The sequence below is a fragment of the Leucobacter soli genome (assembly GCF_042659205.1).
Classification (GTDB): domain Bacteria; phylum Actinomycetota; class Actinomycetes; order Actinomycetales; family Microbacteriaceae; genus Leucobacter; species Leucobacter soli.
The window spans coordinates 1-10,597 of record NZ_JBHSRW010000076.1 but is presented as its reverse complement, the minus strand read 5'-3'; the positions used below and the strand labels follow the sequence as shown (position 1 = coordinate 10,597).

Sequence of the window (10,597 nt, the reverse complement as noted above, 5' to 3'; positions counted from 1 at the left end):
CCGTGCGCGGCGGCGGCCCGCTTCGCCTCCCGCCGACGCCGGGCGATCCCCTCACCGGCGATCACCTCGCCCGAGCGGATCAGCACCCCGGAGGCGATGGCCTCGGGGGAGCAGACGAGGTTGAGGGCGAAGTGGATCCCGTGGCTCAGATAGACGTAGGCGTGCCCTGGCGGGCCGAACATAGAGGCGTTGCGCTCGGTCCGCCGGCTGCGCGAGTGCGAGCCCCCGTCGTAGGGCCCCGGCGTGCCGACGCCGTGGTAGGCCTCGACCTCGGTGATGCGGATCCGTACCGCGCCGTCGTCGCCGAGCACGGCGAGGTGCGCGCCGAGCAGCTGCGGCGCCACCTCCAGCGCGTGATCGAAGAACAGTTCGCGACTCACCGGACCAGTATCTCAAGGTCTCTCGACGCGATCGCGCCTTCATGAGCGATCGTGCCGACGGGCGTGCGACGAACCTGGCAATACACCGGCCCGACCGGCATGTCCAGGATCCGGAATGGGTCGTAGCGTAGCGTTGGGAGAAGCGATCGGCGTCCGCCCTTGGCTTCACTCCACTGCCGCCGACAGGCGCGTGGCCGACGAAACGACGCTCAGATCTCCTCTTCCTCCGCTGCGAACGTCAGCACCCTCGGTCCCCTCCGTCAGACCTACGCGCGCAAGGCGGACTTCCCGCCGATCGCGCGCGCCTACACGCAGATCTCGCGGGTGATCCAGGAGAGCGGGCTCCTGCGCCGTGCTCCGTGGTTCTACGCGAGCGTGGGCGCGGTGCTCCTGCTCGGCTTCGGCGGTGCCATCGCCGGGTTCATCCTGTTCGGGGACAGCTGGTACCAGCTGCTCATCGCCGCGGCCCTCGGCATCCTCTTCACGCAGGTCGCCTTCCTCGGCCATGAGGCCGCTCACCGGCAGATCCTGGCCTCGGGGCCCGCGAACGACCGGCTCGCCCGCGTGCTGGTGGCTTTCGTCGGGATGAGCTATTCGTGGTGGGATTCGAAGCACAGCCGGCATCACGCCAACCCGAACCGCGTCGGCAAGGATCCCGACATTGAGGTCGACACCATCTCCTTCCTCGAAGCAGACGCGAGCGAGGCCCGAGGCCTGCGCCGGGCCATCACCCGGCGACAGGGATGGTTGTTCTTCCCGCTACTCACGCTCGAGGGGCTCAATCTGCACGCACAGGGCTTCGCGCACCTCTGCAGCCGTGGCCCGGTCAAGGGCCGCTGGGCGGAACTCGGGATGCTCGCGCTCAGGTTCGCGCTCCTGCTCACTCCGATCCTTCTCCTGCTCCCGCTCGGGAAGGCTGCGGCGTTCCTCGGCGTGATGCTCGCGGTGTTCGGCGTGTACATGGGGGCGTCGTTCGCCCCCAACCACAAGGGGATGCCGGTGATCGCGCCGGAGGAGCGCCTGGACTTCTTCTCCAAGCAGGTCCGCACTTCGCGCAACATCCGCGGCGGCTGGTGGGCGACCTGGCTCATGGGCGGCCTGAACTACCAGATCGAGCATCACCTGTTCCCGAGCATGGCGCGCCCCCACCTCGCCAAGACCAGGGAGGTCGTCCGCGACTTCTGCAAGGCGAACGACGTTCCGTATACGGAGACGTCGCTCGGAGAGTCGTACGCCATCGTGATCCGATACCTGAATCGCGTCGGCCTCGCGGCGAGGGATCCCTTCGACTGCCCTATGGTGGCGCAGTACCGGCGGGCCTGAGCCCTGTCCGAACGCTTCTGCAGCGTCCTGAAGCACCGGGGCTATCGGACTCTTGCCTGCAGGCGCGTTACTCCTGCGAAGTGTCCGGAGCGTTCGCTGCGAACAACGATCTTGAGCGTCTTGCCCTTCAAACGCTTCGGAACTCTGAGTTTCTGCGGTGAGAACTTCTTCCAGCCACCACCGTCGTAATACCAGTATTTGACTCTGGTCTCGGCCGGCCAGGTGGCGCGGATGCGAACCGTTTTGCCTGCTTTCACTTTGCCGACGATCTTCGGATTCTTGATTGCCTTGACCGGACGCTTCGTGACTGAAACGTGAGTCGTCTCGGCGCTTTTCACCTTCACCAGCGTGTTGGCGCTGTACCCGTCGCTAGGGTCTTTGCCGTAGCCGCACTTCTTCAAGCTGCTCGAAAGGTAGTAGTTTCCAGCTGGAACGCTGAACTTCGGCTTCACCGCACCGCTCGATGGAACACTGAACCTTCCGCTGATCCCGCGGACGGAGGCGGAAGCGCCTTCGACCACGGCATGTCCGGTGTTGGATGCGGCACCAGGGCAATCGAGCGTTCCGGAAATTCTTCCACCGAGCCGTAGCCTGCTGTTGCCGAGCGCGTAGGCATTCCCAGGGTCCAGGCGGAAGGAGGAGCCGGGGGCGGCATCGATGCCCCAGTAGTAGAGAGTGTCCCCGTTCGTCGGAACTACGAGTGACTCCCATGAACCCGGCTGCCTGGCCCAGGACGAATAGTAGCCCTGCTTGGCTGCGGCGGTGTCGACGAGAAAGAGGACGGCGTACCTTGCGCCGGTCTTGGACACCTTCTTGCTGAAGGCATAGCTTCCGTCCGAGCCAGTGCGGGTGCTCGAGATCAGAGTGTCGCCCTTGTCCAGAGATTTCGCCTTTTCGCGAGCGGGACGAATTCGGTACAGCGAGACGTCCATCCCGTCGACAGGTTCTCCCTCGGCGTCGAGAACGGATCCCGTGACCTTGATACGGTCCGAGGGAACCGAGCTCTCCGAAGTCGTCGCATGCGCTGGAGCCACATATCCGCAAATCATCGCCGCAGTGATACATGCAGCGAAACCAGTCTTGAGAACCGGCTTCAGTCCGCTGAGGGCTGCGTTGGTGAAAGGCGGCACAGGGGGCTCTTCTCTTACTCGGAACGGGGCGAAGCTTGAACCAGCATTTCGAGTCCATTGCTTCTGAACAACCGTAGCTTCGCATTGACTGAGTCGGCAACCACGGTCGATTTGCTGCCCCTAGCGAGCTGCTGAGGGGGAACTCTGAAGCAGTGCCTCGAAGTTCAGCCGGTCGACGAACGAAGCCCCTTGCTCAATAGTCCGCCTAGGCGAGAGACATCCGCTGAGTCCACTGGGCTGGAGCAGTTGTCGGGGGCGTTAGCTCAGCCGGTTAGAGCAGCGGACTCATAATCCGTCGGTCGCGGGTTCAAGCCCGCACGCCCCACTTTCCCTGTCCGTGTGACATGCCTGCCGATACTCGCGACGCGCTGAAGCGGGCACGTGCCGCTTACCGACCCCTCTGAGGTTGAAGCGCAATCGTGGAGTTTGCGAGCAGCTTCGGCTAGCGTGTCTAGCAGTTTCACGAAACCGCGCAAGACAATGACGCTATCGAGAGGAATCCCGTGGCTCAGAGACGAAACCTGAAGAGGATCGGTGTTTCTGCGCTTACAACGCTCCTGCTCGTCGCGGGCTCGCTGAGCGTTCCTACTGCGGCGCACGCGGCGGTGAGCCTGGAGGTCGGGCCAAGCACCCTGCCGGTCGATGGGACGTTGGAGATCGCGGGCGCCGGCTGCCCCGCGTCGAGCCCGGTCGAACTCTATTTCTGGCAGACGACGGGCTCGCCCTACAAGTATGAGTTCACCGCGTCCCAGCCCGATGGGAGCTTCGCATACTCGCTGGCGCTCGACGGCCTTTGGCCGAACGGTGTGCAGATCGGGATCCGTGCGAGCTGCGGAGGGTCGGAGTCCGAACCGAGATTCGTGTTGACCGAGCAGCCGTCGACGCTCGCGGTGAACGTCTCGTTCTCCCGTTCGGCGCAACGCTATGGCCGGTCAGAACTGGCCACAGTCTCGTTCGATCCGGCTACCACGCTCGGCATGGTCTCGCTCTCGGTCGACGGGAAGCAGCTCAGCGCGAAGTATCGTGAGGATGCCGTCTGGTCAGACCCCATCGACTTCGTGCTGCCCGCCAAGCTCAAGGTGGGCAAGCGGACAATCGTCGCCACCTTCAGACCGAGCGCACCCGGTGCCGCACCGACCGTGAAGACCGTGAAGTACACGGTGAAGAAAGCGCTCACCAAGACCTCCATCACCCTGTCGAAGAAGCGGGCGAAATCGAGTGAGAACGTGAGAGCGATCATTCGGGTCAAGGCAGCGGGAGTCGAGAAGCCGAGCGGCAAGATCACGATCCGCGACGGGAAGAAGACGCTCAAGACCGTTACCATGCGCGGGTACCGCAAGGGCAAGCTCTCCGTCGTGCTGCCCAAGATCAAACGCCCGGGCGTTCATCGGATCACAGTGCGCTTCCACGGCAGTTCCACGATGACCGCCGAATCGAGCGCTGCCAAGACCCTGCTCGTTCGCGCGAAGTAACGCGTAATGCCGGGCGACGAAGTGACCCCGGGCATCATAATCCGTCGAAGCCCTGGCCGTACCGGCGGTGTCGCCGAGGGCGTCGATGGGGTTCGCGCTCCCGACGGAACCGTGGGTCCAGGATGCCCCATGCCCACGACGGTGCCGTCCGATCCGATCGCCCGCGAGTCGATGCGGTCACCGATCCTGTCTCGTGCCTCGGGTAAGGTCACCGGATAGCTGACGGCCCAGAGCGCGTTCGCAGCAGAGAACCGGGTTGCGCCGCCAGAACGACCCGCCGAGACGCGTCGTTTCTCGTCCGCTCCGCGCATCCGGCCGAGTGCGCGCCGAGCACGAGGCTGGTCGCCGTCCGCGCCCGTCACGGTGAGCGTCGCCCCGAGCAGCCGCGGAGCGACCTGCAGCGCAGGGTCGAAGAACAACAGTTCGCGGCTCACCGCACCAGTATCCCAGCTCGTCCGGCGCGGTGCTCGCGGGGCGCCTCAGCGGCGCCGGTACGGGTACTCGCTCTCCCGCCCCTGGAACCTGAGCACCGCCTCGTTGCGCACGATCCCGTTCTGAATCTCTACGGCCTTGCGAATGGTGTCGTCGGCCTGCCAGGCCTTCGGCCCGGCGATCACCGTCTCGAGGTAGGGGATGAGCGCCTCGCTGACCTCCCAGGTGGCCGAGTTCCAGAGCAGGGAGGGCGTGTGATCGACGGCGTAGTAGTGCACGCGATTGCCGACCTCGAACATCGGGTCCTCGAACGTCGTGGGCTTCGCCCAGCTGAAGCCCATGCCCGCATCGCAGGAGACGTCGACGATGAGCGATCCGGGCCGGAAGGCATGCAGATCCTCGTCCGTCAGATAGATGAGCGGATCCTCCGGGTTCTGCAGCGTGCAGTTCACCACGATGTCGCTCTCGGCCAGGTACGAGGCGAGCTCGACCCTGCCCTCATCTTCCGTGATCGCGAAGCTGTACTCCTCTTCGTGGTCGATCTGCACCATCTGCGCGGAGTGGATCGGCGCCGCGACCGCGGCGACGCTGCGCATCGTCAGCACCCTCACCTCGTGGACCCCGTTCGCGTTCAGGGCGGTCACGGCGCCGCGGGCGGTCGCGCCGAAGCCGATCACCGCCGCCGTCAGCTTGCGGCCGTAGGTGCCGGTGGCCCCCATGAGTTCCAGGCTGTGGATGATCGAGGCGTAGCCCGCGATCTCGTTGTTCTTGTGGAAGACGTGCAGGCCGAAGCTGCCGTCGCCGTTCCAGTGGTTCATCGCCTCGAAGGCGATCAGCGTGAGCTTCTTGTCGATCGCCAGCTGCGCGATCTCGACGTCCTGCACGCAGTGCGGCCAGCCCCAGACCGTCTGCCCGTCGCGGAGCGAGGCGAGATCTTCCGGCTGCATCTTGGGCACCAGGATCACATCGCAGCGCTCGATCAACTCGGCCCTCCCGAGAACGCCCCCGACATACGGAGTCAGCTCGTCGTCGGAGACGTCGAACTTGTCGCCGTAGCCGGTCTCGATGAAGAGGGAGGCCGCGACGTCTGCGGGGATCCGCTGGAAGTGGCTCGGATGGATCGGGAGCCGGTACTCGTTCTCCAAGGACGACTGCCCGAAGATTCCTATTGAGAGCATGACCTGTCACCTGCCGCTTTCGGATCGATCGGACGAGCGCACGGGTAACCGCGACTCGTCCGGTGGCCGGATCCTCGCTGATCCGGTCACTCGAACAGTACGCCATCGGGCGGAGAGGTCAAATTCGAGGGTCGGTTCGTCCACTAGGCTGGAGCAGTCGCCTCGGGGCGTTAGCTCAGCCGGTTAGAGCAGCGGACTCATAATCCGTCGGTCGCGGGTTCAAGCCCCGCACGCCCCACCGCATACCCGAAGCAGGCCCGCGAAGCCGAGCGTTACGATGGAGCATGGCCCTGCATTGGAAGCTCGTCATCGATTGCCGCGATCCGCACGCGCTCGCCGACTTCTGGGCCGCGGCCCTCGAGTACACGGTCGAGGATCCCGGGATGCTGGTCGAACAGCTCCTCGCCGCCGGGCAGCTGCCCGAAGCCCTGACCCTGGAGCACGGTGGCACACGCCGCTTCCGCGGGCTCGCCGCGATCCGGCATCCGGATGACGCGTACGACGAGGTGAGCGGAACCGGCCAGGGGAGGAGGTTCCTCTTCCAGGAGGTGCCGGAGCCGAAGAGCGTGAAGAACCGGTTGCACCTCGACGTCCACGCGGGCGAAGGCGGACTCGACGCGCTGGTGGACCGGCTGGAGTCCCTCGGGGCGGAGCGCATCGAATGGATCGACCAGGGCCCGGCCGGCCGTTGGTGGGTGATGCGGGACCCCGAGGGGAACGAGTTCTGCGCGGCGGGCTGACCGGGCGAGGCGCGCGAGGCGAGTACTCGCCTGAACGTTTCCCCGTTGTTCTCCCGCAGGGCTTTGCGCCGCGGCGGGTTTCGTGGCACTCTTGGACTGACGGCGGTGCCTCGCACCGATCCCGGGATTCGACGTTGGGGAAGACGTTCCGAATCGAGGGGAGACCGTTATGACGTCGATAGCGGCCCGAGCGGGTGCCTCGGGGGTGCTCGTGGTGCACTCCTGCCCGAAGGGCCTCACCTCCCACGTCGAGTGGGCGCTCGCGAGCCGGATCGGCACCGTCGTGAAGCTCGACTGGTCGCCGCAGCCGTTGCTGCCCGACATGCTCCGCGCCGAGGCGTCCTGGCACGGACCGGTCGGCACCGGTGCAGCGGTCGCCTCGTCGCTGTTCGGATGGCACGAGCTCAGGTTCGAGATCACCGAGGACCAGACCGGCATCAGCGACGGCGGGCGATGGATGCACGCGCCCACGCTCGGCATCTTCCACATGCAGACCGACAGTGCCGGGAACGGTGTGCTCACCGAGGACGCCGTTCGTGCGGCGATCGTCGGAGCCGCCGGCGATGCGGAGCGCCTCGCGCGCGAGCTTCGTCTCGCCCTCGGAGAGGCTTGGGACGAGGAACTCGAACCCTACCGGCAGGCCGAGGTCGGCGACGCGACGATCTTCGCCCTGCCGCGGCTCAACGCGGGATAGGCTGCGCCGAACCCCGAATGGTGCCCGGACTCGGCGGCAGTCCCCGACTCAGCGGCTACTGATCGTAGGAGCGGACCGCGACGACGGCGTTGTGGCCCCCGAACCCGAACGAGTTCGAGATCGCGAGCTGCGGGCCGTCGCCCAGTGGCACCGGCCGGCTCGAAGCGCTGAACGGGATCTCGGGATCCTGATCGACGAGATTGATGGTCGGGGGAGCGACCCGCTCCTTCACCGCGAGCACGGTGAAGAGGGCCTCGAGAGCGCCCGTTCCGCCGAGCAGGTGCCCGGTCGCCGCCTTCGTCGCGGAGACGGGGATGTCGCGGACGCGATCGCCGAAGACCTTCTGCAGGGCGACGAACTCGTTGACGTCGCCGACCGGAGTCGAAGTCGCGTGGGCGTTGATGTGGGTGACCTCGTCGGCACTCGCTCCGGCCGCGCCGAGCGCCAGCTCCACGGCGCGGATGGCGCCGCGACCCTCGGGGTCGTTCGCCGTGATGTGGTAGGCGTCGGCGGTCACGCCGCCGCCCGCGATCTCGGCGTAGATCTTCGCTCCGCGGGCGAGCGCGTGCTCCTCTGTCTCCAGCACCAGGGCTGCCGCGCCCTCGCCCATGACGAAGCCGTCGCGGTCGATGTTGTAGGGGCGGGAAGCCGATTCGGGGGAGTCGTTGCGCTTGGAGAGCGCCTGCGCCGAATTGAACGCCGCGAGCGTGATCGGGTGGATCGCGGCCTCCGAGCCGCCGGCGATGACGACGTCCGCCAGGCCGGCCTGCAGGTGCTCGTAGGCGTTGACGACGGCCTCGGTGCTCGAGGCGCAGGCGGAGGCGACGGTGCGTGCGTAGGCGCGAGCCTCGAGATGCATCGAGATGGCCGCCGAGGGCGCGTTCGGCATGAGCATGGGGACCGTGAGCGGCATCACGCGGCGCGGGCCCTTCTCGCGGAGCGTGTCCCAGGCGTCGAGCAGCGACCAGAGGCCGCCGATCCCGGTGGCCCAGTCGACGCCGAAGCGCTCCGCGGGCACGTCGGGGTTGCCCGCATCGGCGATCGCCTCGAGCGCGGCCACGAGCGCGAACTGGCTGGAGGGATCGAGCCGCTTCGCGACCGGGCGCTCCAGGACCTCGTCGGGGTGGACCTTCGCCTTGCCCGCGAAGTTCACGGCCAGGCCGTACTGCTCGGCCCAGTTGTTCTCGAGCGAGTGGATACCGGACTCGCCGGCGAGGAGGGAGCTCCAGCTCTCGGGGGCTGTGCCGCCGATGGGCGTGGAGGCGCCGATGCCGGTTACGACAATCTTCTTCGTCATGAGTGGGGCTCCGCTGGTGTCCTGGGATGCGTTCGGGGCCGGGGCGCGGATGCGCCCCGGAATCTGCTGGCGGCGATGAGGGAAGGTGCCGAACCCGTTGACGGGCTCGGGGAGCGGCACCCCCTCGAGGTGCCGTTACTCCTGCGCGCCGGCGATGAAGCTGACGGCGTCGCCGACGGTCTTGAGGTTCTTGACCTCCTCGTCGGGGATCTTCACGTCGAACTTCTCCTCGGCGTTCACGACGATGGTCATCATCGAGATCGAGTCGATGTCGAGGTCATCGGTGAACGACTTGTCGAGGGCGACGACGTCGGCCGCGATCCCGGTCTCGTCGTTGATGAGCTCGGCCAGGCCGGCGAGGATCTCGTCGTTGCTGTATGCCATGTGTTTCTCCTTAGGGTGAATGGTCGTGATCGTCAGTGAGTCTAGTGTGCTGCGGTGCGCAGTCCGGTGAGGGTTTCCGCGCGGTGCGCCGATCAGGGGAGCTCGACTACCTGCGCGCCGTAGACGAGGCCGGCGCCGAAGCCGATCTGCAGTGCGAGTCCGCCGGAGAGCTCCGGCCGCTCCTCGAGCAGTGCGTGCATCGCGAGCGGCACCGAAGCGGCCGACGTGTTGCCCTGCATCTCGATGTCTCGGGCGATCACGACGGAGTCGGGGAGCTTCAGCTGCTTCGCGAACTCGTCGATGATGCGCATGTTGGCCTGATGCGGGATGAACGCGGCGAGGTCGCCCGGCTCGATGCCCGAGGCCTCGAGCGTGCGGCGTGCGGCCTTCGCCATCTCCCAGACGGCCCAGCGGAACACGGTCTGCCCGTCCTGTCGCAGCGTGGGCCAGGGAACCTCTCCGGGATTGTTCCGGTACTCCTCGAACGAGGTCGTCATGCGGATCGCATCCCACTTCTCGCCGTCGGAGCCCCAGATCGTCGGCCCGATTCCGGCGTGATCGCTCGCACCGACCACCACGGCGCCGGCGCCGTCGCCGAGCAGGAACGAGATCGAGCGATCGGTCGGATCGACGAGGTCCGAGAGCTTCTCGGCGCCGATCACGAGCACGTTCTTGCAGACGCCCGAGCGGACGAGCGCATCGGCCTGCCCGACGCCGTAGACGTAACCGGCGCAGGCCGCCGAGATGTCGAACGCCGCTGCGGGTGCGAGGCCGAGCCGGTACGCGGCGAGCGACGCCATCGACGGGGTCACCGCCACGTTCGAGATGGTCGAGATGATCACGCCGTCGATCTCCGAACGGTCGAGACTCGACCGCGCGATCGCCTCTTCGCCCGCGGCCACGGCGAGATCCACTGCTCCGACGGATTCGCTGGCGCGCCGGCGCTGGATGATGCCGGTGCGCTGACGGATCCACTCGTCGGAGGAATCGATCGGGCCGATCAGGTCGTCATTGGGCACGTCGAGGTCGCCGCGGGCTGCGCCGACGGAGAGGATTCTCGTGTGCGCGGGTCCGGTGATCTGCGCCAGCTTGCTCATGGAATGCGATCCTCTCGGGTCAGGCGGCTGCGCCGTCGATCAGCTCGATGGCGGCGTCGAGATCGGCCGGGGTCTTCACGGCCACGGTCGGCACGCCCTTGAGCGCGCGCTTCGCGATCCCGCTGAGCGCGCCTGCCGGGGTGAGCTCGATGAGGCCGGTGATGCCGGCGGACCGGAAGCCCTCCATGCAGGCGTCCCAGCGGACAGGGTTCGCGATCTGCGAGACGAGCAGCTCGACGTAGCGGCTGCCGCTCGTGACCTCGGAACCATCGGCGTTCGTCCAGAGGCGGTGGGTCGGATCCTGCGCAGTCGTGCGGGACGCCGCCTCCCGCAGCACGGGGACGGCGCTCGCCATGTACGAGGTGTGGAAGGCCCCGGCGACCTGCAGCTGGATCACGCGGGCGCCGCGCGGGGCGTCCTCCGCGAGCGCGGCCAGTGCATCGAGGGCGCCCGCCGCGACAATCGGCCCG

The 10,597-nt window shown here is 66.9% G+C and carries 11 protein-coding genes and 2 tRNA genes; 6 read left to right on the top strand and 7 right to left on the bottom strand.

Annotated elements, in window-relative coordinates; translation table 11 throughout:
• A partial coding sequence (locus ACFPZL_RS06720; protein ID WP_382334928.1) for a DNA-3-methyladenine glycosylase occupies window positions 1-380 on the bottom strand: 380 nt, incomplete at its 3' end.
• 213 nt (window positions 381-593) lie between these two features.
• Between ACFPZL_RS06720 and ACFPZL_RS06715 the strand changes: the two genes are divergently transcribed.
• Entirely contained in the window at window positions 594-1,703 is a 1,110-nt protein-coding gene (locus ACFPZL_RS06715) for a fatty acid desaturase family protein (protein ID WP_218113778.1), read from the top strand.
• A 41-nt stretch (window positions 1,704-1,744) separates the two neighbouring features.
• Here the strand turns inward: ACFPZL_RS06715 and ACFPZL_RS06710 are convergent, their stop codons facing one another.
• Entirely contained in the window at window positions 1,745-2,833 is a 1,089-nt protein-coding gene (locus tag ACFPZL_RS06710) for a hypothetical protein (protein ID WP_218113644.1), read from the bottom strand.
• A 252-nt stretch (window positions 2,834-3,085) separates the two neighbouring features.
• On the opposite strand from ACFPZL_RS06710, the gene ACFPZL_RS06705 reads away from it, so the two are divergent.
• Window positions 3,086-3,158, top strand: a tRNA-Ile gene (locus tag ACFPZL_RS06705).
• Between the two features lie 178 nt (window positions 3,159-3,336).
• Entirely contained in the window at window positions 3,337-4,305 is a 969-nt protein-coding gene (locus ACFPZL_RS06700; RefSeq protein ID WP_218113643.1) for an Ig-like domain repeat protein, read from the top strand.
• 479 nt (window positions 4,306-4,784) lie between these two features.
• Here ACFPZL_RS06700 and ACFPZL_RS06695 read toward each other — a convergent pair whose 3' ends face one another.
• Window positions 4,785-5,915 carry a N(5)-(carboxyethyl)ornithine synthase gene (locus ACFPZL_RS06695; protein ID WP_218113642.1) on the bottom strand — a complete coding sequence of 377 codons (1,131 nt, stop codon included), beginning with the start codon at window positions 5,913-5,915 and terminating at the stop codon, window positions 4,785-4,787.
• A gap of 164 nt (window positions 5,916-6,079) precedes the next feature.
• Between ACFPZL_RS06695 and ACFPZL_RS06690 the strand changes: the two genes are divergently transcribed.
• From ACFPZL_RS06690 to ACFPZL_RS06680, 3 genes are all read left to right on the top strand, one after another.
• A tRNA-Ile gene (locus ACFPZL_RS06690) sits at window positions 6,080-6,153 on the top strand.
• 46 nt (window positions 6,154-6,199) lie between these two features.
• Entirely contained in the window at window positions 6,200-6,655 is a 456-nt protein-coding gene (locus tag ACFPZL_RS06685) for a VOC family protein (protein WP_218113641.1), read from the top strand.
• A 169-nt stretch (window positions 6,656-6,824) separates the two neighbouring features.
• Window positions 6,825-7,349, top strand: coding sequence for a DUF3145 family protein (locus ACFPZL_RS06680; RefSeq protein ID WP_218113640.1), 525 nt, complete (start codon window positions 6,825-6,827; stop codon window positions 7,347-7,349).
• 55 nt (window positions 7,350-7,404) lie between these two features.
• Here ACFPZL_RS06680 and ACFPZL_RS06675 read toward each other — a convergent pair whose 3' ends face one another.
• From ACFPZL_RS06675 to ACFPZL_RS06660, 4 genes are all read right to left on the bottom strand, one after another.
• Window positions 7,405-8,646: a beta-ketoacyl-[acyl-carrier-protein] synthase family protein gene (locus ACFPZL_RS06675; RefSeq protein WP_218113639.1), complete on the bottom strand. Its 1,242-nt coding sequence runs from the start codon at window positions 8,644-8,646 to the stop codon at window positions 7,405-7,407.
• A 135-nt stretch (window positions 8,647-8,781) separates the two neighbouring features.
• A complete protein-coding gene (locus tag ACFPZL_RS06670; RefSeq protein WP_218113638.1) occupies window positions 8,782-9,030 on the bottom strand; it encodes an acyl carrier protein in 249 nt (82 codons plus the stop codon).
• Between the two features lie 92 nt (window positions 9,031-9,122).
• A complete protein-coding gene (locus ACFPZL_RS06665) occupies window positions 9,123-10,127 on the bottom strand; it encodes a beta-ketoacyl-ACP synthase III (RefSeq protein WP_218113637.1) in 1,005 nt (334 codons plus the stop codon).
• 19 nt (window positions 10,128-10,146) lie between these two features.
• Window positions 10,147-10,597: ACP S-malonyltransferase (locus ACFPZL_RS06660; RefSeq protein WP_382334925.1), on the bottom strand; the 451-nt coding region annotated here is incomplete at its 5' end.